A 24,751-nucleotide genomic window follows, 5' to 3' on the forward strand; every position below is an offset into this window, starting at 1 on the left:
AGCCAAGATAGTGCTATGCGCGAGGCCAATGGCTGACACACAAGCGCTCTCCTGCCTAAAAAATCCCCATAATATCAAAGGAAACACGACTAAAAAGGCCTGATAACGCCAACCCCATCACGACTAAATCAGAACAAACATTCACCAGCGCACGGTCTGGGCGGGTTTGTGATTCAAGCTGCAATTTTGCAGCAAACTTCACTCGCCCATAAGCGTCTTCTAAAGCTGTCTAGGTATACTCGAAACAACCTAAGCCTGCAGCCCCGCGCTATAGCAGCTAAGCACCCTACATATAAAAAGGCCATGGGATGATAGAACTTCGAATTAATGACCAAGTGTTGTCGGTTAATCCGACCGATAACCTACTGCAAGTGGCGCATGCTGCTGGCATAGCAATACCCAGCTTATGTGATCCCAGCGCAGCCTCGCAGCAATTAGGCAATCACGAACATGCAGACAAGCAAGCCTGCAATTTGTGTGTCGTCCAAATTGAGAATTCCGACGCCAGTTTGCGCTGCGTACGCGCCTGTGAAACGTCCGCCACAGTCGGCATGCGAGTCATAACTCAGTCTGAATTATTAAGTCAAAAACGCAAACAAGCGCTGACTGAGATCTTGAGCGATCATTTTGCCGATTGCGAAGCCCCCTGCCAACAAGCATGCCCTGCGGGCGTCGATGTGCAGAGTTACCTGTATCACATAGCCCAAGGCAACCATACTGAAGCCGTTAAAGTCATTAAACAAACTTTGCCGCTGCCACTCTCCATTGGCCGTGTCTGCCCTGCTTTTTGTGAAGCACAATGTCGCCGCGGACTCGTCGATGAGCCCATTGCCATACGCCAATTAAAACGTCACGCCGCCGATCTCGACTTAGCTGATGGCGAAAATGGGGGCATGAGTTATGTGCCACCACGCCAAGCCGACACGGGCAAAAAAGTCGCGATTATTGGTGCGGGTCCAGCAGGGTTAAGTGCCGGATATTACTTATCAAACCAAGGCCATAGCGTTGAGATATTCGAATCTATGCCACAGGCGGGTGGCTGGCTGCGCTATGGCATTCCTGAATATCGCTTACCTAAGGCGATACTCGATAAAGAAATCGAACTCTTGTGCCATAACGGGTTAACCATCCACACAGAAACGCGTCTCGGTCACGAGATACATTTAAATCAATTAGTTGAAGATTTCGATGCCGTTTGTCTTGCCATTGGCGCCCAAAAAGCTGTGCCAATGGATTATCCAGGTAGCACACTCGCAGGTTGCTACTTAGGTGTCGATTACTTAAAAGATCATTGTCTCGAAAAGACACTTATTTTAGGTAAGAAAGTCGCCGTCATTGGTGGTGGCAATACCGCTATTGATTGCGCCCGCACAGCGGTGCGTGAAGGCTGTGATGTCACCCTAATTTACCGTCGTACCCGCGCAGAAATGCCCGCCGAAGCTTACGAGGTACACGAGGCCGAAGTCGAAGGGGTGAAGTTTCATTTTTTAACCAATCCGCTTGAAAACCATAGCGATGCGCAAGGTAGAGTACATTCTGTCACCTTCGCTAAGATGGCACTCGGCGAAGCCGATGCCTCTGGCAGACGCGCTCCCGTTGATACTGGTGAAACCTTTACCCAAGATTTTGATACTGTGATAGCCGCAGTATCACAAACTCCCGATATGAGTTTTATGCAAGATCCCGCGAGCCACTTAAGTAATGGTGAACTCGCTCTCAGCCGCTGGAATACCTTTATTGGCTGCGAGCACACTATGTCATCAGGGGTTGAAAAACTCTTCGTGGTGGGGGATGCGCGCCGCGGTCCTGCCACCGCAGTCGCCGCCATAGGCGATGGCCATAAAGCCGCCATCGCCATAGATAAATTACTCAAACAAGGCCTAAGCTGTGAGCTGCATGCCACTGAATTTAATTCATCAAAAGCAGTCGGTAACACAATAAAACAAGGCTTGCCAACTACCGAGCTCTACCCCTCTGTCGCACGTAAAGCCCGTTTAACCATGCCCGAATTGAACGCGGTGCAACGTTTACTCAATTACGGCGAAGTCGAGCTAGGCTTTGCTCCCGATGCCGCCATGCAAGAAGCGGCTCGCTGCCTCGAATGCGCCTGCCAAGCCAATACTGATTGTAAATTAAGGGACTATGCGACCGACTACCATGTCGAACCTAAGTCACTCAGCACTCAAAGCGTGCGTAAGTTTTCGGTCGATAAATCGAGTCCGTTCATTCAATTTGATGCAAATCGTTGTATTAGCTGTGGTAAGTGCGTCGATGTGTGCCAGTTGCAGAGTGGCCATTGTGCGATTCAATTTGCCCATGATTCCTATCAAGCACTGCCGCAAGATATAAGCGAAACCGCCACGCGCCGCGCACCGAGAGTCGGCTTTAGCGCTAGCATGGCCGACAGCAAATGTGTGCAATGCGGCAACTGTGTGCAGGTTTGCCCAACGGGTGCACTCGTCGATGCGCGGGATAAACGCCAAGGCGATGAAACGCCACTCAAAACCGCCTCAACGATTTGTACCTATTGCGGCGTAGGCTGTCGGCTTGACCTTAAAATCGATACCAACACGAATCAGATCCGTCATATTGAGGGCAATAAAGAGTCTGTGGTTAACCAAGGCATGCTCTGCGTCAAAGGGCGATTTGGTTTCGATTTTATTCACAGTGAAAAACGCCTCACCACGCCACTCATTCGTAAACATGGCCAGCTCACGCCAAGTAGTTGGCCTGAAGCCATCGCCTATGTGGCCGAACATTTACAGCAAATAAAACAGCAACATGGCAGCAATGCACTGGCAAGCTTGGCCTCGGCAAAAGCCACCAATGAAGAAAACTTCCTCCTGCAAAAATTTGTCAGAAGCATACTCGGCACCAATAACATCGACCATTGCGCCCGTCTGTGCCATTCATCCACAGTCACTGGGCTACAGCAAAGTATCGGCAGTGGTGCCATGACCAATGACATTCCGAGCATTCAAGCATCGGATGTGATTTTTATCATAGGCTCAGACACCAGCAGTGCTCACCCGATCATCGCCTCGAAAATTAAGCAAGCCGTGGCTTTGCATGGCGCAAGATTAATGGTGGCCGATCCTAAACGTGTCGCCATTGCCGACAGTGCACAGCTTTATGTCGCCCACAGACCCGGCACTGACGTCATGCTACTCAATGCGATTATGGCGGAAATCATCCGTAATGACTGGCAGGATAAAAGCTATATTGCAGCGCGCACCGAAGGCGTGGATGCTCTCTATGCTGAACTCAAAAAAGTAGATTACAGCCTAGAAAATGCAGCCTTGATAACAGGTGTTAAAGCCGAAGATATCGCCCGCATCGCCCGTACCATAGGCACGGCCGACAAAACCGCAGTCTACTATGCCATGGGCATTACCCAGCACACGACGGGACACGACAATGTCACCGCCATATCTAATCTACAACTTCTATGCGGCAATATTGGAGTTGAAGGAGCGGGGATTAACCCACTACGGGGACAAAGTAATGTGCAAGGTGCCTGTGACATGGGCGCACTGCCTAACTTCTTCAGTGGTTATCAAAAAGTCACCGACATTCACGCCAGAATGCGTTTCGAGGCACATTGGCAAACGCCGTTATCGGGAGAAATTGGCGTAACCGCCACCCATATGATGCATGATATTTCCAAAGGGAAAATCAAGGCGTTGTATGTGATGGGCGAAAACCCCGTATTAAGCGACCCAGATCAAGCCCATGTGCTTAGGGCGCTTAATGCAATCGACTTTTTAGTGGTGCAGGATATCTTTCTCACCGAAACCGCCGAGCTTGCCGACGTGGTTCTGCCCGCCGCAGCCTTTGTCGAAAAACGCGGTCATTTCACTAATACTGAACGACGAGTGCAGCGACTCGAACAGGCCCTGCTACCGCCAGGTGAAGCCCTGCCCGATTGGCAAATTGTCCAAGCCATTGCCAATGCGATGGGTGCCGCTTGGGATTACCCTAATGAAGAAGCGATTTGGCAGGAAATCAATGAGCTGATACCACAATATCGCGGCATTACTTGGCAGCGATTAAGCACTGGAGTTGACGGTAAAATTCCCCAAGGTATTCAATGGCCTTGCCCAGATGAAGCTCATCCAGGTACTCCCATTATGCACCAAGGCCAATTCACCCGCGGCTTAGGTAAGTTCACGCCAGTGAGTTATCGCTTACCCGCAGAAATGCCCTGCAGTGAGTACCCGCTCACCCTCTCAACCGGACGTTTACTGGAACAGTTCCACACAGGCACCTTAACCCGTAAAACGGCCGGACTCGACTTACTCGGCTCGCCTAAAGTAATGATTTCAGTCTATGACGCCGAGCAACTCGGCATAGGCAATGGCGATAAAATCAAACTCACAACCCGTCGCGGTGAAATTGAAATCGACGCCTTTGTGACGAAAAGAGCCCAAGCTGGCGTGTTATTCCTGCCCTTCCACTTTGTGGAAGCTGCGGCGAATAAACTTACCATCAATGCGCTCGATCCTGTCGCTTTTATCCCTGAATATAAGGTCTGCTCGGTAAGGGTTGAGCGGGTTGCCGAGAAAATTGATTAGAATGAACTGACTAGGCTGGATTGACTAAAGTAAATGGATTAAGTGCTCTTCAAAAAGATAAATAAGCCAAATAAAACGGGAGACCTTAAGTCTCCCGTTTTAATCAAGATTGCTGCAATTAAATCTTAAACTGGCCCACTAACTTGCCCAAGTTAATGCCTTCTTCCGAGACTGTCATACTGATCCTAGCGGCATCTTCGCTGGAATGAAGCAGCTCGTTTACAATCTCTTGGATGGCATACACGTTACGGTTAATTTCTTCGGTTACTGAGCTTTGCTCTGTCGCCGCGGCCGCAATTTGGGTACTCATATCATTAATCGCCGTTACCGCTGAAGTGACTGAGCCTAAACTATCGGAAATCGTACGAGAAGAATCCACCGAACGTACACAGCTTTGCTGACTCTCTTCCATGGCTTTCACGGCTTGGGTCACTAGCTTATGCAGTGCCGATAACATCTCGTTGATTTCTAACGTGCTGGCTTGAGTTCGACTGGCTAAATTACGCACCTCGTCGGCGACCACAGCAAATCCACGACCCTGTTCACCAGCACGGGCCGCTTCGATGGCGGCGTTCAATGCCAATAGGTTAGTTTGCTCGGCAATACCGCCAATGACAGAAAGCACGCTGTTGATCTTCTGTGATTGCTCGCTGAGTGATTTTATACTGCCTGCCGCATTGTTAATTTGCGACATTAAAGACGCAATCTCCTCAAGCGAAGCATCAACACAACGCTGTGCATTCGCCACATCACCAGTAGCAGCGTGAGTCGCTTCGGCTACTTGAGTGGTATTCTTAGCCACTTCGTTCGCAGTGGAGGACATCTCAGTGATTGCAGTCACCACCTGATCGGTTTCATTGTTATGACTCACCAACTGGCTCGACATGACTTTAGTTTGATCATGAATCGCATTGGCTGCCGTTTTTACTTTAGCCGTCGCAGTCGCAACATCGCCGATAATATGCTGAAGTTTATCGACAAAGAGGTTAAAGGAGCGCCCAAGTTGGGCAATTTCGTCTTCACCTTTTACGGTAAGTCGTTTGGTTAAATCCCCTTCGCCCTTAGCAATATCATTTAAGTTATCGGCCATATTCTTGATTGGCACGACCATACGGTGGGCGGCAATCATAATGATAAAGCCAGTAATACCCGTAAGGAAAAGCGCTATCAGCAAAATCGCGAAGGATTTTTCTGCCATTTGCTCAGTCACTGTCTCACGATAATCTTCAACAACAGCTTCAATATCATCGATATATGCCCCAGTACCTAACATCCAGTCAGTACCTGGGATCATCATGGCGTAACTGATTTTTTCAATCTGTTCATTAGTATTAGGTTTTTGATAGTAATAGGAGAAACTACCATCGCCACGTTTAGCGGCATCGAGCAGACCGACGATAATTTTAGTGCCGCGAGGATCTGTCATATCCATTTTATTTTGCCCTTCTAAACTCGGTATGAGGGCATGGAAAATATTTTTCCCTTGAGAGTCATACATGAAGAAATAACCCGCACTGCCAAAACGTATGTCTCTTAGCGCTTGATTCACATTCCCTTGTTCTTTTAACGATAATTGGTAATTCACTATACCAGCGGCAATTTCGGTAGCTTCTTTGATTTGTTGTTTACGTTCACCGACGAGCTTAGATCTAAAGGTAACCACCTCATCGGCAAGCGCATCTTGCTCAACATAATAAGAAACCGACATCAACACCAATAATGCGAGGATCAAAGGAAACAGCGATAGCAATAATAATTTATTGCGCAAACTCAACTTAGACATACTTGAATGCTCCAAAGGATTACAACTTGTATCTTCGGAGTATAGCTAAGATTGTTGTATTTCTATGCGCTTAAAGTAACAAAATCTTAATCTTGCTCAATAAACATTCGATTAATAACGACTCAGTTCAAAGCATATTAAGCAGCACACCACATACACTAAAGCCTAATACCAGTTGTAGCATAGTTGGTTTAAATAACTTTAATGCACCAAAACCGAGCAATACCAAGGCCATATCTTTACCTGAGAATACCGCCTGAGAAAACACGGGTTGATAAAGTGCTGCGGCAAGTAAGCCAACAACACAGGCATTCACTCCCGCTATTGCGCCAGCAATTTTTGGTCTTGCGGCAATCGTATGCCAACTTTTCAACCCCACCAGCATGAGTAAAAAACCGGGTAAGAAAATGGCTGCGGTTGCGATGCAAGCTCCCATGAAGGGCTTATCTAACATCACTTCAGCGCCTAAAAAGGTCGCAAAGGTAAACATAGGTCCTGGCACTGCTTGGGCAAAGGCATAACCTGTCAGAAAACGATCGCCACCTATAGTATCACCCACCGCAGTTTCCAACAGAGGTAGCACAACATGACCACCACCAAATACTAAGCTCCCTACACGATAAAACTCACCGAAGATCCAAGCTTCAGAGCCTAAATCCACGATAAAAAAACTGCCGATGAGCAACACGAAAAAGAGCAACAAATAGAAGTAATTCAATCGAATCGGTGCCAGCGCTACTGTGTCATCTTGGCTCGCAGTCAATTTATAGATGCCGATAGTGGCGGCGCCAAGTAACAAAAGGATTTGCGTCCACATAGATGGCGCAATCAAAATTGCAGCAGTACTGACTAACATTAATAGGCGTGCGGATTTGCGTTGGCAGAACTGTTTAAACATGGCGAGAACGGCATCGGCAACCACAACGACGGCCATTAATTTAAGCCCGTAAATCATCCCTTGAACATAATGATTAGCGAGCCAAGCCGACGTTGTTACTGCCAGTAAGTACATCAAAATAAAGGAAGGTAGTGTAAAACCGGCAAAAGCAGCAAGCGCGCCAACAAACCCGCCTCTTTGATAACCAATGGCAAAGCCCACTTGGCTCGACCCTGGCCCCGGCATAAATTGGCTTAAGGCAACCAGACTGGCGTAACGCTTATCATCGAGCCAACCGAGTTCATTTACGAAGGTCTGGCGAAAATAACCAATGTGCGCCGCAGGCCCGCCAAAACTCATCAAGCCCAAGGTAAAAAAGCGTAGGAAAATCTGTAGCATAAATCGCCGTCCATCAATGCATAAAGTGCTGAAGATTATGCCACTAAAAAGACACTTTGATGAAGTTTCACGCGAGCAGCGCAGATAAAAGTATTGCAAAGACTCCACATGGTAGAGTCCTTATGATTGTTTGAGCGGACTTCAAGAGTCGTAAAGCGATTGAACACAAATGCTTAGTGATAAATTGATGAGCTAAAAAATTAATCCTTCACCAACATGACTAGTACTTCGAAGTGATCCGTGTGGGGGAATAAATCAAATAGCTGCACTTTGGTTAAGTGATAGCCTTGAATATGTTCGAGATCTTTCGCTAAGGTTTTGGGATTACAGCTTGAATAGAGAATGGCCTTAGGGGAAAACTCGCTTAATGACTGGCATAGCGCCTCGCCAATACCGCGCCTCGGCGGATTAACTATGATCAAATCCGGCTTATCAGCAGCGCTTTTACCCTTAGCAAAGTCGGTGGAATCGAGCGCCATAAATTGCACGTTTTCGAGCCCCATCATTTGCGCTGACATTTGCGCGCAGGCAATCGCTTCAGCTTCAATTTCAATCCCTGTGAGGGTAATGTCTTTGGATGCACAGTGCAGTCCGAAACCGCCTACACCACAGAAGAGATCCCATAACGAATGAGGTGAAAACTCGGCAACCCATTCACGGGCCGTTTGATATAACTGCGCCGCAACGTGTGGATTGGTTTGGAAAAAGCTCTTAGGCCGAATAAACAAAGGCACATGATTAAAACGTTCTTCAAGCCTAGTATTCTCAGTTAAGAAAATCTCTTCATCACCCTCAAGTATTGCCATATGAACCGGTTGGATATTGACTGACACCACTTTTATTTGCGGATATTCAGCTAATAATGCAGGTAATTCACGTTCGATACGTTCGATACTATTGGTGGACCGCAGTACAAACCGCAGTAGATATTCACCACGCACTTGACTGCGGGTCAGCAGAATAAATTTAAGTTCACCCTTGGCTCTATCTACCCGATAAGGAGGAAGTCCAGCCTGCTGCACAAAGCGTGTTAAGCGATGTAATAAATCTTGCATATCAGATGGATATAAAAGGCAGTCGCAAAGATCTACCGCCTCGCCACTTGGGCCCACAATCCCCAACACAGGCGCATGGGCGGCGCCTAAGGCCACCATTTTAGCTTTATTACGAAAGCCGCTGTCCTCGCCAATTACCGGCGGCTGAAAAATATCGGGCAAATTAGCTGGGATAAAAGGCGCGAGTAGTTGCTGTAAAGTTTGAGTCTTAACCGCCACTTGCTGCACCATAGGCTGTTGTATATGCCGGCAAGAAAGGCACTGACCTTGGTTAAAATAACCACATTGCTTGACGGTATTTACAATAGCAGCATTCACGGCAGATCCTAGATATCAGTAAAAAAGCGCCACACTGTAGCGGTTTTACAGGTAAAAATCACCTTGAAGCATATTCAAATCAGCATCAAGTGCATAATTCACGGCGCACTCAAGATAGGGTGAGTTTATCAACATCAGCAATAGACTGCCGCTTACCTATGGCCTTTTCAATCCATTCAAGCACTTCGGCTGAGGTACTGCGAAACGTCGTTAACTTACCGCCATATAAACTGAGTATTCGCGGATGGGAAATCGATGTTTGCATTAAGGTATCTCGCGGTCGCTCAAAGGCTTGGCTATTTTGCTTAGGCAAGACCCGAATACCACAGAAAGTTTTGGTTATTAGCGCCTTGAGCTCATCAATATCCGGCGTTAGTGGGAAATAATGTTTGTAGATCCCCAGCAGATAATTAATTTCAGATTCGGTCGCCTCAGGCGGCTTATCTAAAGAAGTTAATTCAGTTTCTGTGGTGCCGACTAAGGTTTGACCATACCAAGGCATCACAAATATTACCCGTTTATCGAAGCATGACTCTAAGTACAAGATGCCATCGGGCGCAGGAATATCCAGTAACACATGGGCGCCTTGTACCCAATCGAGTTCAACACCCGCAAGTGGGGGCAAGACTTTGCTTAAAACAGCATTTACCCAAGGACCTGCAGCATTAATCACAAGCTTCGCTTCGGCTTTATGGATTTCGCCCCTGTGGCTAAAACTCAGCTCACAGGTCTCGCGCTTGTGTTCCAGCTCAAGAAATTCAGCCTCGGCATACACTTCAGCGCCCAGTGCCTGCGCGCTGCGCGCCACCGCTTGAGTGAGCAATTTATCGTCGGTCTGCGCATCCCAGTACTGAAATACGGCTTTTAATCCAGAGAGTTTTAATCCCTTGAAACGATGCCAATGCACGGCAGGCACTGACACAAATTGGCCTAAAGGATCAAATTCACTCAGCAGTGCATACATACTCAGTCCAGCGCGAATGGTCCAAGGACTGCGCTGACCGTTGTCGTACACGGGAATATAAAAGGGCACAGCTTTCACAAGTGATGGCGCAAGATTGAGTAAATGTCGCCTTTCAAGCAATGATTTGCGAACTAAATTAATTTGTCCGGTTTCTAAATAGCGTAAACCACCGTGGATAAGCTTGCTGGAATTCGCTGAGGTTTGGCCGCCAATTTCGCCCTTTTCAATCAGCAAGGTGGAATAGCCCGCTGCTGCTGCATATTGGGCAATGCCGACACCGCTGATCCCACCGCCAATAATGGCTACATCGAAACAGGCCATAACTTACTCTCGCTAACCTTCAATAGACAACTGACCCGCTGAGCCTCAAGCATACAACCCATTACACTCAGTCGAACCGCTAATAAGCGTTAATATGTCAATAAGTTAATCTTAGATCAAATCTCGACGATAAGAGTTTAATCAATACTGGCATGCAATTGCTTAAGTGCTTGATCGCACATGGCCTTTAAGGCTTTTAGTTCGCTCGCCTCGCCGCCGACTTTACAACGCATCAAATGAGGAATTTCACTTGCCTGTGTTTTGAGGGAAAGTCCTGTAGGCGTTAAGGCCAGCACTCTCACGCGTTCATCCTGCTCGCTACGACCACGAGTCACTAATCCTTTAGATTCTAGCCGCTTCAGCAATGGCGTTAACGTGCCTGAATCGAGGAAAAGTTTATCGCCTAAGGTTTTGACACTAATCCCCTGCTCTTCCCATAGCACTAGCATGACTAAGTACTGCGGATAGGTTAGATCTAATTTGTCCAACAAAGGGCGATAGGCACGCACCATAGCATTTGCAGCACTATAAAGTGAGAAGCACACTTGATTCTCAAGACATAAGGCATTCTCTGTGCTGGCATTTTCGGCCATATCAACAGGATTAATACGGGTATTGGGTTGAAGCGTTGCCATAGGAAGATCCGACAAATTAAATATATTGTGCACAATATACTTGCATTCACACCAAAGATCGAATTATAGTTTACCACAATTGAATTGTGCGCAATTTAAATTATTTTACTTAATCCTTAACCTCAGAAGGTCTGATACTATGAAAACACTTTATGAAACACGTGCCACAGCAAAAGCGGGTCGTCAAGGTCAAGTCAGCACTGATGATGGTTTACTGGATGTCGCTTTAGCCTATCCAAAAGCCATGGGCGGTAGCGGTCTCGCCACGAATCCCGAACAACTGTTTGCCGCAGGTTATGCCGCCTGTTTCTCAAACGCCGTTTTGCACGTCGCAAAAATCGGCAAAGTGGATATTACCGAAGCGCCAGTCAGTGCGGTTGTTGGCATAAGTGCCAATGACGCCGGTGGTTTTGCATTAGCGGTTGCCTTAGAAGTCAGCTTAGATTTACCGCAAGAAGCCGCAGAAGCCCTCGTGCGTCATGCACATCAAGTTTGTCCATACTCGAACGCCACGCGCAATAATATCGACGTGAAACTTAGCGTAAATGGCGTAACGCTAGGCTAACCATAACCCATCATCGACACCTGTTGATAACGTCAGAAATAGAGCACCCTCGGGTGCTTTATTCTTTATTAGCCAATAACGACTCAAGCTGAGAGTGAGTGTGCATCACCCCATTTCACAGGGAGATAAACTGGTTTCAGTTCCCAAAAAATTATTATTCGCGAGTTAACTAACACTTCTTAATATCTAATTTAATCAAAATGATTGATTTAAGTAGAGTAAGAGATAATCGAACCGTTTGACGATACTTAAACCCACTCTCTGTGGGAGGCGCTATGACAAAATATCTATCGAAATTATCTCTCTTTTGCTCGCTATTATTCCTCTTTGCCTTTTCTATCCCGAGCTGGGCCGAGACAACACCCTCAAGCTCAGCGGATCGAACCTGGCATTATGTGAATGATCAGGGTGAGCTCAAAATTAAGCTGTATTTCTTTTGGTCAAAAACCTGTCCGCACTGTGCAGAGGCCCATCCCTTCATTGATTCATTACCGCAAAAATACCCTTGGATAGAACTCGAATCCCATAGGGTGTCAGATCCCGGCGTGCAGGATATTTGGCAAAATATCGCCTCCAAAACCAGTACAGAAGCACGCTCAGTGCCCTATATGGCAAGTTGTGAAAAAGCCATTGTGGGATATTCAAGTGAAGCGGTAACGGGTGAATTTTTAGTCAATCGACTGAAGAATTGTTATTTATCCCTTGGCGGTAAACTGAGCGACGCTGACCTCCCCACCAAAGGAGCCACCAGCACAACCACAAGCGCTCAAACAGATGCACCGCTCTTTGGCACTTGTGGCACAGATACTGGCGAAGGTACCTGTGATGCCACCAGCTTAAGCGAGCCCGTTGCAGAGCCAGAAGTTCAACCCGTTGAATTACCTTTAGTGGGAGTAGTGACACCTGAGACTATGTCTCTGCCGTTACTCACCTTAGTGCTCGCAGGTGTCGATGCTTTTAACCCTTGTGCCTTCTTTGTGTTGCTATTTTTACTGTCGATAATGGTTAATGCCAAGAGTCGCAGCCGCATGTTACTCGTCGGCGGGATTTTCGTATTCTTCTCCGGCTTTATCTATTTCCTGTTTATGACGGCATGGCTAAACATCTTCCAACTGCTGGGGGCAGGCAGTGATGGCGGTATGATCATTTTAGCAGCGGGTTGTTTAGCTTTGATCGCAGGAGTCATCAATATCAAAGATTACTTCTTTACTAAGGGAGAAGTGACACTATCGATGTCGGCAGAAAATCGTACGAGTCTAATAAAACGCATGGGGAAACTATCCAATTCCAGTAACTTAGGCGCGTTACTCATAGGTTCTACCGTATTAGCTATCCTCGCCAACGCCTATGAATTACTTTGCACCGCAGGCTTCCCAATGATCTACACCAGTGTGCTATCTATGCACAATCTGCCAGACATTGAACGCTATATGTATTTGGTTTTATACAATATTGTTTATGTGATCCCGCTGGCTATTATTGTTATCGTTTTCAGTGCGACCTTAGGCAAACGTAAGTTGACCGAAAAAGAAGGCCAAACCCTGAAACTTATGTCAGGCGTGATGATGTTAGGTATGGGTATCGCACTAGTTATTGACCCAACAGCACTGCAAAATGTGAGCCTGGCACTCGGATTGATTTTAGGCTCGCTAGGCGTTACAGCAATAATTGTTATCGGCCGCAAACTGCTCACGGCCAAGGCAAAATAATTGCAAATTGGCAAATTCATGTGTAACGACTAAAGTTAACCGTGGGTTTGCCGATAAAGGGATCCAGCTTACAATCGAGGTTAGTTATGTCAATTTCACTGAATACCCAAGCTATCGCACCAAATCTAGAAAATGGTGCAATTGGCGTTAAGGTTGCTCAGTTAGCCAAAGAGCAGCAAAAAGCCGAAGGTAAAATCGCGGTAGATTTAATTGCAGCTGCGGCGCCAAAACCCGTAGGCAATGCAGGCCACAACATCAACACCACGGCCTAATTGTTAGCAATACAAAATCAAAAAAAGCGCTCTGATTATCAGGGCGCTTTTTTTTGTTATTTTCTCTAAAACGTCAGGCGAATTTAAGAAAAAGCGTTACCATTCACGTGCATAATAGTAAATGTCCACACCACAAATGCCAGTGGGATATGCACTAAGGCATAGAAACACTGATCGAGTCGCCCCATTCCTTTTGCTAACAAAATCAAATATAAGTGTAATCCAATCACCAAGGGAAATAGCGCTAACAACGGATAGAGTGCGACAGGATTTGCATCGGAAAATAAGCTGTGACTGAATAAAGCCCACGCCACCATAAAGGCGGTCGTCAACGGCGGCGTTGCAATGCGATATTGCTCTGGATAGGGAAACATCCTACGACCTCTGAGTCTCAATCAATAAATTTACGTTGTAGGTTTTCGCGCAATCAACTGGGCTTTATAACTGCTTTGAGTGGACTGCGGATCACATAATCGACCTTCAAAGTAATGTAAAGATTGCCAGTTAGCAAACACTGATTTGAGTTCATTTTCAGTAAGTAAGAAATCTGGGTTGCGTGGCCGACCTATCTGCGCCTGTTGCGTTGTAAAGGTTTCATAGACAATAAGGCCTGTGCTCTTAACCGCCTTAGCAATTTGTGGCAGTAATGGGCGATGCAGATAATTAAATACTAAGACAATATCGTACTCTTCAACCAGCAATAATGGTCCTACCTCAGCTTCTAAATCCCTTTGTAATTTGTAAGCATTAGCCTGATCAATGTGTGACATGGCTGACAAATCTCGATCGATAAAAGTCACTTCAGCCCCTCGCGCTAAAAACCACAAACCATTACGCCCAGAACCGCAAGCGAGATCGAGCACCTTAAGTCCACCAAAACAACTCAAGGCTAAGTTAGACACAAATGGATTAGGCCAAGCGAACTCTGTGATTAACGCAGCAGGCGTTAAAGTTGACGTATGGGTTACAGACATATCAATTAGCCCTTAATTTCTTTTTTCGAGTCAATTTGCCGACGATGCACAATAGAATAATGCCTGAGCCCTGCAGGACCATGGGACACGATAACTGACAAAAAAAGTATCACGATTAACAGCTCAGGTTTGTAATGAGCCAGCGGCACAAACAGGCCAAGCAAGCCTATTTTTACTAAAGTTAACACTCCCTTAAGCTGGATCAGCCAGCGCCAATCCCGTGCGATTTCCCACAACATTAATATGCTGCCCGTCGTCATCGCGAGATACCAATAACTCAACCATTGCACTTTATTTACATCTAATAAAATGCCACCACCGACACCTACTATCCCTAAAATATGTAATGCCCTTAAACTGGTTTTACTCAAACGTTGAAACCAAAAACGTTTTTCAGATATGCCTTGTTTGTGCATTACAACCCCTTAAGAATCAATTGCGTAACATTTAATTAAAATGATAATATAATTTTATACAATAAAGGCTTTTGAAATAACATTATTTATAGAAGACATAAAAATAAATAAGCCATCACCTCAATATACAAGATTAAATTATAATATCTATAAAATACAAATAGATAAAACACGCTACCAAAACCATAATTCATACCATTTTTATTTTATAAAGTTAAAATCAATCCATTCAATATGTTAACTAACGCATGTTATACCGTATTGAAGCAGTGATTAGTCTCAACTTCATTAATATTTCCCATCCGATTGCACATTTTAAATATGTTATTTTCGCTGTAACAAAGGTTATGTGATCTGAGCACACATATACCTCTTTAGATAGTGCTAAATTTGCAAATGGAGAATGCTCTAACAGTGCGTGAGCTGCGTAAAAAATAAATATCACGCCACGATGAATAACCCTTATTAAGTAGATGAATGTACGGCGGAGGAACTATCATGTTCACAAGAAAGATTCAAAAAACAGCACTAGCCATGCTGATCTCTGGCGCTATGGCAGGTACTGCCTATGCAGCACCAGAAGTGCTAGCCGATTTTCACGGTGAAATGGGTAGCTGCGACAGCTGCCACGTATCAGACAAAGGTGGCGTCACCAACGACAACCTTACCCATGAAAATGCTCAGTGTGTTAGCTGCCACGGTGATTTAAAAGAACTGGCCGCCGCTGCACCTAAAGATAAAGTATCACCCCATAAATCTCACCTAATTGGCGAAATTGCTTGTACTAGCTGCCATAAAGGTCATGAAAAATCAGTCACCTATTGCGATGCTTGTCACAGCTTCGGCTTCGATATGCCTTACGGTGGCAAGTGGGAACGTAAGTTTGTGCCTGTTGATGCAGACAAAGCTGCTCAAGATAAAGCCATTGCCGCTGGCGCAAAAGAAACCACTGATGTCGTGATCATAGGTTCAGGTGGTGCAGGTCTTGCTGCAGCCGTTTCAGCCCGTGATGCAGGCGCTAAAGTTATCCTGCTTGAAAAAGAACCTATCCCAGGCGGAAACACTAAACTTGCTGCTGGCGGTATGAACGCTGCAGAAACTAAGCCACAGGCTAAACTAGGTATCGCAGACAAGAAACAAATCATGATCGACGACACCATGAAAGGTGGTCGCAATATTAACGATCCTGAATTAGTCAAAACCTTAGCCAACAACTCATCAGACTCTATCGATTGGTTAACCTCTATGGGTGCCGATATGACTGACGTAGGTCGTATGGGTGGCGCAAGTGTTAACCGTAGTCACCGTCCAACAGGCGGCGCAGGCGTGGGTGCACACGTAGCACAAGTTCTATGGGACAATGCAGTGAAACGTGGTACTGACATCCGCTTAAACAGCCGTGTAGTACGTATTCTTGAAGATGCGAGCGGTAAAATTACCGGCGTATTGGTGAAGGGTGAATACACAGGTTATTACGTTGTCAAAGCTGACGCTGTCGTTATCGCAGCGGGTGGTTTTGCGAAAAATAACGATCGTGTAGCTAAGTACGATCCTAAGTTAAAAGGCTTTAAAGCGACTAACCACCCAGGTGCTACAGGTGATGGCTTAGACGTGGCATTGCAAGCGGGTGCTGCAACTCGTGACTTAGAATTTATTCAAGCTCACCCAACTTATTCACCTGCTGGTGGTGTAATGATCACCGAAGCGGTACGTGGTAACGGTGCGATCGTGGTTAACCGTGAAGGTAACCGCTTTATGAACGAAATCACCACCCGTGACAAAGCGTCTGCCGCGATTCTGCAACAAAAAGGCGAAAGTGCTTATTTGGTATTCGATGACTCTATCCGTAAGAGCTTAAAAGCTATCGAAGGCTATGTGCACTTGAAAATTGTTAAAGAAGGCAAAACAATTGAAGATCTGGCTAAACAGTTAGATATTCCAGCAGCCGAACTCGCTAAAACAGTGAAAGCTTATAATGGCTTTGTTAAATCAGGTAAAGATGCTCAATTTGAACGTCCTGATTTACCACGTGAATTAGTTGTTGCACCTTTCTACGCTCTCGAAATCGCGCCAGCAGTTCACCACACTATGGGTGGTGTTGTGATCGATACTAAAGCCGAAGTGAAGAGTGAAAAAACGGGCAAGCCTATTGATGGTTTATATGCAGCAGGTGAAGTCACAGGTGGCGTTCACGGTGCTAACCGCTTAGGTGGTAATGCTATTTCCGATATCGTTACTTATGGCCGTATCGCGGGTGCATCTGCAGCTAAATACGCTAAAGACAAAAAGTAAAATGCAATAACGGAGGGTTAAAGGACTAACCCTCAGCTCATAATAGTACGACTTTCAATATGAGAGCCCTAGCTTGAACACTTCAAGTAAAAGCAGTCAATCAATAAGCGAGCCGTCAGGGGCTCGCTTTTTTTATTCCCAATTGATGATAAAGCTCACTCTTTTAACGGGGAATTTTCTAAGGCTAAGGACAAAAAGCCCTAACTCACTTACACTCTTTGCCAGATAATTACATCAGCAAACCCGTTAGGTGACTGAAATGAGAATTGGATTTTTTAGCGCAAAACATTACGACATGCAGCACTTTAACCGCACAAATGCTGCGTTTGGTGCACAAATTGAGTACTTCGATTATCGCCTCTGCATGCAAACAGTGAAGCTTGCCGAAGGTTTTGAAATTGTCTGCGCCTTCGTCAACGATTCACTCTGTGAAGAAGTTCTGGTCGAACTCGCTAAGGGTGGCACAAAAATTATCGCCATGCGCTGCGCTGGATTTAACAACGTCGATTTAGTTGCCGCTAAACGCTTAGGCATGCAAGTCGTTAACGTACCAGCTTATTCTCCTGAATCCGTGGCCGAACATACAGTCGCACTGATGTTGACACTGAATCGAAAAATCCACAAAGCTTACCAACGCACCCGCGATGCCAACTTCTCCCTCGAAGGCTTAGTCGGCTTTAACATGTTCGGCAAAACCGTCGGCGTGATTGGTACAGGTAAAATCGGCGTAGCAACCATCAAGGTATTGCTCGGTTTTGGTTGTAAAGTCATTGCCTTCGATCCCTTTATCAATCCGGCTGTCATCGCGCTGAATGTTGAATATCAAGATCTCGACTCTATTTATGCCAACAGCGATATCATCAGCTTGCATTGCCCGTTGACCGCGGATAACCGTCACTTACTAAACCAAGCCAGCTTCGCCAAGATGAAACCCGGTGTCATGGTGATCAACACCAGCCGCGGTGGTTTACTCAATGCTTTCGACGCAATGGAAGCATTAAAACTGGGACAAATCGGCTCGCTTGGGCTAGATGTATATGAAAACGAAAAGGGCCTGTTCTTCGAAGACAAATCGAATGAAATTATTCAAGACGATGTATTCCGTCGTTTATCAGCCTGCCATAACGTGATTTTCACGGGTCACCAAGCCTTCCTCACCGAAGAAGCCCTAGGCGCCATTGCCAAAACGACCTTGAGCAATATAAAAGCACTATGTGCAGGTGAGCTATCTGGTAACGAATTGTTTTAACTGACAGATAAAATCCTGACTGCTAAAGTGAGGCTTCAACGTTTGAAGCCTCATAGAGGAATATAAATATGTTAGTGACTCAGGAAATTCAGGATATCTCCACACCTTCAGGGCTAATGCGCACCTATATCTATCGCCCAGAAGCACAGGGAATATTCCCAAGTATCATCTTTTATTCCGAGATATTTCAGCAAACTGCGCCCATCGCCCGCACCGCTACTATTCTTGCTGGCCACGGTTTTGTGGTGTTAGTACCCGAAGTGTTCCATGAGCTCAATCCTTTAGGCACAGTGCTCGCCTACGATGAACCGGGTAAAGACAAAGGTAACGCTGATAAATTTGCCAAACCCCTAGAACACCACGATAGCGATACCCAAGCACTGATCGATTTTGCCACTCAACAAACTTACTGCAATGGCAAAGTTGGCTCTATGGGCGTGTGTATCGGCGGCCACTTAGCCTACCGCGCCGCACTCAACCCCGCTATTTTAGGTGCATTTTGCCTTTATCCTACCGACATTCATTCCAACACCTTACCCTGCGCTTACGGCAATGACTCATTGAGCCGCAGCGGTGATATTCAAGGGGAATTAGTGTTAGTGTTCGGCAAGCAAGATCCCCACGTATCCGCGGAAGGCCGTGTTCTAATCCACCAGCAATTAATGGCGCTGAACCGTAACTTCACTTGGCTTGAGGTCAACGCCCAACACGCCTTTATGCGTGATGAAGGCGAACGCTATGATCCCGCACTCGCACTGCAAATGTACCTGCAAGCGGTAGCGTTTTTTCAAAGAGTGCTTCACTAGTTTATAAATTAAACATACAAGATATTAAATACTTAAGGAAAGAGTAAAAAATGAAACCCTATAAAAATTTATCCTCAAAAAACTTAGCATTACTATTAATGATTACCCGAGTAACAACCGTTGTTTCGTTATTAGCCGTCGTGCTTTCATTAATTGGCCTAGCGAGTCAGTTTTGGATGACACGTGGATTTAGCCTTAACTTTTGGTCGACAGTGGGCATAGCTACTCTTATCCCCTCTCTACAAGTGCTTTTGGGCTCTGGTATCATAGCTGCTATCATTGCATTTGAAGAATCCTACCGCCAAAAGTCTGAAGCCTTTATCGCCTCGTTAAAATAGCGTTTAGGGTTGCCAAAAATACACCTAACGATCTAACTTTTTAAAATCAAATGAATCACTAAAACCTTAACTAATATTATGGTTTTAGTGATTCATCCTTTCATATATTAAACTGCTAGTAAAAAGCAGATAATCACTATTCGGAATATATTTCATCGATAAAGCCATCTAAAACACCTATCTGTAAAAGGGGAAAACCTTCACCCCAAGAAATATCATATCCAATAGTAATGGCATTTGAACCTAGCTTACCAACACCAAGGCTGTATTCATTATTTGCATGAACTTCGATCAAGCATGGCAACAAAAATGCCCAAACATTGGATGAGGAGAGTTGGATTTCTGCAGGAACAATGTCAGAAGAGGTAAGGAAATAAATAATCCTAGCAGTTGCATCTTTTCTAATCTGCTCTGCATTATTGATGAGTTTATCGAATGCCTCACATTGGGATACTGTTGGTCCCTCTTTTGTCCCCCAAATACGTATGAGAAAGCCATCCCCTAAATAAGGTATATCTAACTTCCTTTCCCAGATTTTTGATTGACCTTTTCCTGAAATATCACCAAAAGGAAAAATGGTTATTGACTTTGCAAACATGCGAACTCCAAATAACTAAGGTTGCCAACCATGGTCAGATCTATCAAGTTTTTTCAAAATTATATACACGTATTACTCTGACTGTTCTCAATTACAAAGCAGTCATTATCTCCTTTAATTTTCGTGAATATTTTTTGCTGCCTGGTACTCTTATTTTTTTAAGATAACGTTCTAGTTCATCTTGCTTTTCAATTAAGAGGCAGAACTCAATAATGTATATCACCAAGAAATTTTTATAAAAAGGCAGTGTTGCGATAACATCATCATTGCTCTCTTGCTCATCTGGTGCATCAATAAAAGTATCTATTTTTTTATCGAAGAAACGAGTAAATAGTGGCATGTTCGATGACACTATCTTCTCCATCTCTAAAATAGAAAACTCGGCGGCGTTTATTTTTTGTGCATCATAGGCTAATAACACTTTAGGTAGATCACATTCATTCACATTTACTTTGCTATTCTTTTTTGCATAGACGAGTAATGAACTATAAAGTTCAGTATCAATCAATTTGCCAACATCTTCTTCAATGACCATGTATCTATATCCTTTGTTACTCAGGATCAAACTTCTTTTTGCCTTCGAGTAACGCCTGACGTTCGGCTAAGGGGGTTTGATCGGCCAGCTTTAACACTGCCTTTTGCAGCATGAGGTTATTAGGATAAGTGATGGTATCGCCGTTATCGCGATGGATCAGCACATGGAATAAAGCGATTTCGATGATCACGCCGCTAATATCTTCATCCTTATCGACCACTCTAATACGTTCACCGATACGGTAGGGAAACACGAAAAAGATCAGCACGCCAGCGGTTAAATTACTCAATATCGACCATTGAGCAACCAATGCTACGCCCATTACTGCAAAGGCGGATGACACAAATAGCGACACATCCTGATAGCCCAGTCCGAGCGAGACCGCCATCAGTGACAAGGTAATAAAAAACATCACATAGGAAATAAAACGGGTCACTAAACTGGTCCGTGCAACACTCACTTGCTTCATTTGCGCGAGTTTTCTAACCCAATGGGTTAAGGCGCGCTGTAAAAAGATAAACACTGCAAGATAAATACAGGCAAGCAGGATTTGATTTGTCATAATAGCGGCTCAATTAACTAAAACTGTCTGAATTCTAACTTTTTTGCGCGAGCAGTTATAGCCCGAGCAAACAAGCCAAACAGCTAAACCGAGTAATTAATCCAATATGGCCGATTCTACCCTCTTACATGAAACCCAAGACGCACTAGGCCCGATTCGTGTAATCGATTACGACGACTCACGGATCCTGTCCTTTGGGGATAACGATGAGCAGAGTAAGATCCTCAAGGCGGCGCCCCATATTCCCCAGCACACTTATGTGCAAGCCATGTTGTTGGTTTTACTGTTTTGTAAGCCCAAGAGCGCTATTGTTTTAGGTTTAGGCGGCGGCTCGATTATTCACTCACTGCGCAATTTCGACGCGGCAATAAAGTTAACAGCGGTGGAATTACGCCCCGTGGTGATTGAGTTAGCTAAGCGCTATTTTCAGCTGCCGATAGGTAAAAAGCTCAATCTTATCAATGATGATGCTATTGCCTTTTTAGCTGCTGGCGATCATAAAAAAGTGGATGTAATTTTTGCCGATATTTATACAGCCAAAGGCGTTGAAACAGGGCAGCTTTCACCAATATTCCTTGAGCAGTGCACTAACCTCATCAAACCAAATGGGTATTTAGTGCTGAACTGCTGGAAAGAACATAGCCAAAATCGCGAGTTGTTAGCCGACTTACAACAACACTTTGCCCATGTGAACGCTTGTCTCACAGGCGGCGGTAATTGGGTGATTTTTGCGAGCCAATCGCCACAGCTTTTAGGCACCTCGGCCCTTAAAAGTAGTGCTCAATCTTTATCGCAACAATTGGGTTTTGCCCTTGATCGATCATTGACACGCTTTGGCCCTTGGATTTAATACTAATATCAGCAAAATAGCGTAAATTAGTTAACCCTAAGGCTGAGCTTTGATATTCTTCTCACACTTCCATGATATGAGCTGTCACCATGAAAAATAATAATAAATTGATGTTAAGCGTTATGGCTCTGGCGTGCCTTAACTCTCTCAATGCTAACGCCGAAAGTTTTAGTTTTGACACTCGTAGCTCACTGAATTCAGATACATTAGTGCTATTCCAAAGTGCTGACTCCACTACCTATGGGATCGACTTTTTACCTCAGTCGACCCAAGATCAATTAAACCTAGCAACGGCGGATAATATTTTTTCCGGCAAACGGGGGGAAATCCTCGAGATTTTGGTACCCAGCGAAATTGATGCTAAACGGGTCTTACTGGTCGGCATTGGCGATGCAAAAAACTTAACGCCCGGTGACATTAATACCATCGGTGGCAATGTTGCGGCCAAACTCGATACGGTTCCCCAAGCTACAGTGCGTGTACTCACCCAAGGCTTAACTGCCGCGCCGCTATTTGCCTCTGAGCTTGCACACGGAATTGAACTACGCAGTTATCGCTACACTCAGTTCAAAGCGAGCCCCCGTGCCGAGAAGAATTACCAAATCGCTGTCGATGATTTAAGTCGCAACCAAAAACACCATAAAAATCTGCAAGCGGTTGAAGCAGGTGTGTTTTTAGCGCGCGATCTGACAAACGCACCTGCAGACATTATGTATCCCGACAGCTTTGCTAACGAAGCCAGAAAGCTCAAATCCCTCGGCGTTAAAGTCACGGTATTAGAAGCCAAAGATATCGAACGTCTACAACTGGGCGCCTTAGCTGCTGTAGGTAAAGGCAGCGAGCGCCCACCTAAGTTAGTGGTCGCCCATTGGCCTGGTAGCAAAGACGTGCCAATCGCACTGGTCGGTAAAGGCATCACCTTCGACTCGGGTGGTTACAATATTAAGGCGACAGGTACTTCAATCGCGCGGATGAAGTCAGATATGGCAGGTGCAGCCACTGTGCTTGGCACTATTAAAGCCATGGCGATTCAAAAAGCGCCAGTCAACGTAGTGGCGATTATGCCCATGGCGGAGAACATGGTATCGGGTCATGCAATGATCCCAGGTGATGTGATTAAAACCGCCCAAGGTCTCACCGTTGAAGTGCTCAATACCGATGCCGAAGGTCGCCTAGTGCTGGCCGATGGCCTCTGGTATGCCAGAGAAAATTATAAGCCATCAGTGATTATCGATGTTGCGACACTGACAGGCTCAAAAGTGAGTGCGTTAGGCAATGTTTACGCAGGCTTGTTTACCGATTCTGAGCCTTTAGTGCAGCAGCTAACTTATGCTGGTCAACAGGTTGGCGAAAAGGTCTGGCGCTTACCGTTAGATCAAGCCTATGCGGATGAGCTTAAATCCACTATCGCGGATCTCACAAACACAGGTAAAGAAGGCAGCGCGGGGGCTTCCTCTGCGGCCATGTTCTTAAAACGCTTTGCGGGCGAACAGCCTTGGGCACATCTCGATATCGCAGGTAATGCCTTAACCGCCACTGATACCGCTGTTGTGCCTGCGGGCGCAACAGGTTACGGCGTGCGCTTACTCAGCACTTGGTTAACTCAACCCAAAGCACAGAACTAGAAACTAGAAACTAGAACCTAGAACCTAGAACCTAGAACCTAGAACCTAGAACCTAGAACCTAGAACCTCAGTATCTTGTTTTAATTGTATTTACACTTTAAGGGATATCATTGATATCCCTTTTTTATGCTCGAAATTTATCTTATCTCAATCACCAAAGACCAAAGACCAAAGACCAAAGACCAAAGACCAGCAGGCTAAACCCAAACTACACCCAGTCACGCCAAACCCGCAGCAGTCGCAGAAAAACCGATTGAGTCCGACCTAATCGCATCGTCATTCGACTAAACCGATTAAGATAATAGTTTTTATCCGTTATCTTAATTTTAATCGAGTCGGTAATATGCTTCACATCGACAGGACGCAAGCAAATGTCCTCGTTATGAACTTAAGCCATCATCAACTAAATGGAAGCATAAAATGACTCAATCAATTATCAACAGCACAATCAAACCATTCAAAGCCACTGCATTCCACAATGGTGAGTTCGTTCCAGTAACTGAACAAGACCTGTTAGGTAAATGGTCTGTTGTCTTCTTCTACCCAGCAGATTTTACCTTTGTTTGCCCAACTGAATTAGGCGACATGGCTGATCACTACGAAAAACTGCAAGGAATGGGTGTTGAAGTTTACTCAGTATCAACTGACACTCACTTCACTCACAAAGCATGGCATGACACGTCAGACACCATCAAGAAGATCAACTTCCCAATGCTGGCTGACCCAACAGGCACTATCAGCCGTAACTTCGGCGTGATGATTGAAGAAGACGGTTTAGCACTACGTGGTACTTTCGTGATTAACCCAGAAGGCCAAATCAAGGTCAGCGAAGTTCACGATTTAGGCATCGGCCGTAGCGCTCAAGAGCTAGTTCGTAAAATTCAAGCAGCTCAATATGTTGCTACTCACGATGGCGAAGTTTGCCCAGCTAAATGGCAACCAGGTGACGAAACATTAGCACCGTCTTTAGACCTAGTTGGCAAAATCTAATTTAGCCTGCAAAGCGTCAACCCCGCCAGTCTAGCGTCCCAAGC

Annotated in this window: 22 protein-coding genes; 11 read left to right on the top strand and 11 right to left on the bottom strand. The window is 45.4% G+C overall.

Features of this window, described 5'->3' with window-relative positions; all coding sequences use genetic code 11:
- Window positions 1-308: 308 nt before the first annotated feature.
- Window positions 309-4,574: a formate dehydrogenase subunit alpha gene (fdhF, locus tag KO537_RS10065; RefSeq protein ID WP_173246534.1), complete on the top strand. Its 4,266-nt coding sequence runs from the start codon at window positions 309-311 to the stop codon at window positions 4,572-4,574.
- 118 nt (window positions 4,575-4,692) lie between these two features.
- Here fdhF and KO537_RS10070 read toward each other — a convergent pair whose 3' ends face one another.
- The 5 genes from KO537_RS10070 to ohrR all read right to left on the bottom strand — a co-directional run bounded on the left by KO537_RS10070 (window position 4,693) and on the right by ohrR (window position 10,884).
- Window positions 4,693-6,357: a methyl-accepting chemotaxis protein gene (locus KO537_RS10070; RefSeq protein ID WP_105250062.1), complete on the bottom strand. Its 1,665-nt coding sequence runs from the start codon at window positions 6,355-6,357 to the stop codon at window positions 4,693-4,695.
- Window positions 6,358-6,484: 127 nt separating this feature from the next.
- Window positions 6,485-7,633, bottom strand: a complete 1,149-nt coding sequence (gene chrA, locus KO537_RS10075) for a chromate efflux transporter (protein ID WP_173246537.1) — start codon at window positions 7,631-7,633, stop codon at window positions 6,485-6,487.
- A gap of 200 nt (window positions 7,634-7,833) precedes the next feature.
- Window positions 7,834-9,006, bottom strand: a complete 1,173-nt coding sequence (rlmC, locus tag KO537_RS10080; protein WP_219234416.1) for a 23S rRNA (uracil(747)-C(5))-methyltransferase RlmC — start codon at window positions 9,004-9,006, stop codon at window positions 7,834-7,836.
- Between the two features lie 109 nt (window positions 9,007-9,115).
- On the bottom strand, window positions 9,116-10,291 hold the full coding sequence (locus tag KO537_RS10085) for an FAD-dependent oxidoreductase (protein WP_173246543.1): 1,176 nt from the start codon (window positions 10,289-10,291) through the stop codon (window positions 9,116-9,118).
- Between the two features lie 137 nt (window positions 10,292-10,428).
- Window positions 10,429-10,884, bottom strand: coding sequence for a hydroperoxide resistance transcriptional regulator OhrR (ohrR, locus tag KO537_RS10090; protein WP_251071080.1), 456 nt, complete (start codon window positions 10,882-10,884; stop codon window positions 10,429-10,431).
- Between the two features lie 181 nt (window positions 10,885-11,065).
- Here ohrR and KO537_RS10095 point away from each other — a divergent pair, with 181 nt between their 5' ends.
- The 3 genes from KO537_RS10095 to KO537_RS10105 all read left to right on the top strand — a co-directional run bounded on the left by KO537_RS10095 (window position 11,066) and on the right by KO537_RS10105 (window position 13,472).
- The gene (locus tag KO537_RS10095) at window positions 11,066-11,491 is read left to right on the top strand and encodes an organic hydroperoxide resistance protein (protein ID WP_173246549.1); all 426 of its coding nucleotides are present in this window, start codon (window positions 11,066-11,068) and stop codon (window positions 11,489-11,491) included.
- A 275-nt stretch (window positions 11,492-11,766) separates the two neighbouring features.
- Entirely contained in the window at window positions 11,767-13,200 is a 1,434-nt protein-coding gene (locus tag KO537_RS10100) for a cytochrome C biosynthesis protein (protein WP_173497334.1), read from the top strand.
- A gap of 86 nt (window positions 13,201-13,286) precedes the next feature.
- Window positions 13,287-13,472: a hypothetical protein gene (locus KO537_RS10105; protein ID WP_028759392.1), complete on the top strand. Its 186-nt coding sequence runs from the start codon at window positions 13,287-13,289 to the stop codon at window positions 13,470-13,472.
- 83 nt (window positions 13,473-13,555) lie between these two features.
- Here KO537_RS10105 and KO537_RS10110 read toward each other — a convergent pair whose 3' ends face one another.
- Genes KO537_RS10110 through KO537_RS10120 form a run of 3 tightly spaced genes read right to left on the bottom strand, consistent with a single transcriptional unit; the run spans window position 13,556 to window position 14,862 of the window.
- Window positions 13,556-13,846 carry a hypothetical protein gene (locus KO537_RS10110; protein ID WP_105250069.1) on the bottom strand — a complete coding sequence of 97 codons (291 nt, stop codon included), beginning with the start codon at window positions 13,844-13,846 and terminating at the stop codon, window positions 13,556-13,558.
- A 30-nt stretch (window positions 13,847-13,876) separates the two neighbouring features.
- Window positions 13,877-14,446, bottom strand: coding sequence for a methyltransferase domain-containing protein (locus tag KO537_RS10115; RefSeq protein ID WP_219234417.1), 570 nt, complete (start codon window positions 14,444-14,446; stop codon window positions 13,877-13,879).
- A 5-nt stretch (window positions 14,447-14,451) separates the two neighbouring features.
- Window positions 14,452-14,862, bottom strand: a complete 411-nt coding sequence (locus KO537_RS10120) for a hypothetical protein (protein WP_105250071.1) — start codon at window positions 14,860-14,862, stop codon at window positions 14,452-14,454.
- Between the two features lie 498 nt (window positions 14,863-15,360).
- Here KO537_RS10120 and fccA point away from each other — a divergent pair, with 498 nt between their 5' ends.
- The 4 genes from fccA (at window position 15,361) to KO537_RS10140 (ending at window position 19,547) form a co-directional block, all read left to right on the top strand.
- Window positions 15,361-17,154, top strand: coding sequence for a fumarate reductase flavoprotein subunit FccA (gene fccA, locus KO537_RS10125; protein ID WP_173246558.1), 1,794 nt, complete (start codon window positions 15,361-15,363; stop codon window positions 17,152-17,154).
- A gap of 259 nt (window positions 17,155-17,413) precedes the next feature.
- On the top strand, window positions 17,414-18,403 hold the full coding sequence (locus tag KO537_RS10130) for a 2-hydroxyacid dehydrogenase (RefSeq protein WP_105250073.1): 990 nt from the start codon (window positions 17,414-17,416) through the stop codon (window positions 18,401-18,403).
- Between the two features lie 68 nt (window positions 18,404-18,471).
- The gene (locus KO537_RS10135) at window positions 18,472-19,209 is read left to right on the top strand and encodes a dienelactone hydrolase family protein (RefSeq protein ID WP_173246565.1); all 738 of its coding nucleotides are present in this window, start codon (window positions 18,472-18,474) and stop codon (window positions 19,207-19,209) included.
- Window positions 19,210-19,259: 50 nt separating this feature from the next.
- A complete protein-coding gene (locus KO537_RS10140; protein ID WP_173246570.1) occupies window positions 19,260-19,547 on the top strand; it encodes a hypothetical protein in 288 nt (95 codons plus the stop codon).
- A 136-nt stretch (window positions 19,548-19,683) separates the two neighbouring features.
- Here the strand turns inward: KO537_RS10140 and KO537_RS10145 are convergent, their stop codons facing one another.
- From KO537_RS10145 to KO537_RS10155, 3 genes are all read right to left on the bottom strand, one after another.
- On the bottom strand, window positions 19,684-20,145 hold the full coding sequence (locus KO537_RS10145) for a hypothetical protein (protein WP_173246573.1): 462 nt from the start codon (window positions 20,143-20,145) through the stop codon (window positions 19,684-19,686).
- Between the two features lie 91 nt (window positions 20,146-20,236).
- Window positions 20,237-20,680, bottom strand: coding sequence for a hypothetical protein (locus KO537_RS10150; protein WP_131525118.1), 444 nt, complete (start codon window positions 20,678-20,680; stop codon window positions 20,237-20,239).
- A gap of 16 nt (window positions 20,681-20,696) precedes the next feature.
- A complete protein-coding gene (locus KO537_RS10155; RefSeq protein ID WP_106651494.1) occupies window positions 20,697-21,242 on the bottom strand; it encodes a mechanosensitive ion channel family protein in 546 nt (181 codons plus the stop codon).
- A gap of 106 nt (window positions 21,243-21,348) precedes the next feature.
- Here KO537_RS10155 and KO537_RS10160 point away from each other — a divergent pair, with 106 nt between their 5' ends.
- From KO537_RS10160 to ahpC, 3 genes are all read left to right on the top strand, one after another.
- Window positions 21,349-22,092 (top strand): spermidine synthase, encoded by a 744-nt coding sequence (locus KO537_RS10160; protein WP_219234418.1) that lies wholly within the window; start codon window positions 21,349-21,351, stop codon window positions 22,090-22,092.
- Window positions 22,093-22,181: 89 nt separating this feature from the next.
- Window positions 22,182-23,717 carry a leucyl aminopeptidase gene (locus KO537_RS10165; RefSeq protein WP_173246576.1) on the top strand — a complete coding sequence of 512 codons (1,536 nt, stop codon included), beginning with the start codon at window positions 22,182-22,184 and terminating at the stop codon, window positions 23,715-23,717.
- Window positions 23,718-24,137: 420 nt separating this feature from the next.
- Window positions 24,138-24,707, top strand: coding sequence for an alkyl hydroperoxide reductase subunit C (gene ahpC, locus KO537_RS10170; protein ID WP_105250080.1), 570 nt, complete (start codon window positions 24,138-24,140; stop codon window positions 24,705-24,707).
- The last annotated feature ends 44 nt before the right edge of the window (window positions 24,708-24,751 follow it).

Origin of the sequence: Shewanella sp. NKUCC01_JLK, from assembly GCF_019345615.1 — a bacterium.
GTDB classification, from domain to species: Bacteria; Pseudomonadota; Gammaproteobacteria; order Enterobacterales; family Shewanellaceae; genus Shewanella; species Shewanella oncorhynchi.

Bases quoted from the DNA above. Each gene is read 5' to 3' on its own strand.
- fdhF (WP_173246534.1), top strand. From the start codon at position 309: ATGATAGAACTTCGAATTAATGACCAAGTGTTGTCGGTTAATCCGACC.
- KO537_RS10070 (WP_105250062.1), bottom strand. From the start codon at position 6,357: ATGTCTAAGTTGAGTTTGCGCAATAAATTATTATTGCTATCGCTGTTT.
- chrA (WP_173246537.1), bottom strand. From the start codon at position 7,633: ATGCTACAGATTTTCCTACGCTTTTTTACCTTGGGCTTGATGAGTTTT.
- KO537_RS10085 (WP_173246543.1), bottom strand. From the start codon at position 10,291: ATGGCCTGTTTCGATGTAGCCATTATTGGCGGTGGGATCAGCGGTGTC.
- ohrR (WP_251071080.1), bottom strand. From the start codon at position 10,884: ATGGCCGAAAATGCCAGCACAGAGAATGCCTTATGTCTTGAGAATCAA.
- KO537_RS10095 (WP_173246549.1), top strand. From the start codon at position 11,066: ATGAAAACACTTTATGAAACACGTGCCACAGCAAAAGCGGGTCGTCAA.
- KO537_RS10100 (WP_173497334.1), top strand. From the start codon at position 11,767: ATGACAAAATATCTATCGAAATTATCTCTCTTTTGCTCGCTATTATTC.
- KO537_RS10105 (WP_028759392.1), top strand. From the start codon at position 13,287: ATGTCAATTTCACTGAATACCCAAGCTATCGCACCAAATCTAGAAAAT.
- KO537_RS10110 (WP_105250069.1), bottom strand. From the start codon at position 13,846: ATGTTTCCCTATCCAGAGCAATATCGCATTGCAACGCCGCCGTTGACG.
- KO537_RS10115 (WP_219234417.1), bottom strand. From the start codon at position 14,446: ATGTCTGTAACCCATACGTCAACTTTAACGCCTGCTGCGTTAATCACA.
- KO537_RS10120 (WP_105250071.1), bottom strand. From the start codon at position 14,862: ATGCACAAACAAGGCATATCTGAAAAACGTTTTTGGTTTCAACGTTTG.
- fccA (WP_173246558.1), top strand. From the start codon at position 15,361: ATGTTCACAAGAAAGATTCAAAAAACAGCACTAGCCATGCTGATCTCT.
- KO537_RS10130 (WP_105250073.1), top strand. From the start codon at position 17,414: ATGAGAATTGGATTTTTTAGCGCAAAACATTACGACATGCAGCACTTT.
- KO537_RS10135 (WP_173246565.1), top strand. From the start codon at position 18,472: ATGTTAGTGACTCAGGAAATTCAGGATATCTCCACACCTTCAGGGCTA.
- KO537_RS10140 (WP_173246570.1), top strand. From the start codon at position 19,260: ATGAAACCCTATAAAAATTTATCCTCAAAAAACTTAGCATTACTATTA.
- KO537_RS10145 (WP_173246573.1), bottom strand. From the start codon at position 20,145: ATGTTTGCAAAGTCAATAACCATTTTTCCTTTTGGTGATATTTCAGGA.
- KO537_RS10150 (WP_131525118.1), bottom strand. From the start codon at position 20,680: ATGGTCATTGAAGAAGATGTTGGCAAATTGATTGATACTGAACTTTAT.
- KO537_RS10155 (WP_106651494.1), bottom strand. From the start codon at position 21,242: ATGACAAATCAAATCCTGCTTGCCTGTATTTATCTTGCAGTGTTTATC.
- KO537_RS10160 (WP_219234418.1), top strand. From the start codon at position 21,349: ATGGCCGATTCTACCCTCTTACATGAAACCCAAGACGCACTAGGCCCG.
- KO537_RS10165 (WP_173246576.1), top strand. From the start codon at position 22,182: ATGAAAAATAATAATAAATTGATGTTAAGCGTTATGGCTCTGGCGTGC.
- ahpC (WP_105250080.1), top strand. From the start codon at position 24,138: ATGACTCAATCAATTATCAACAGCACAATCAAACCATTCAAAGCCACT.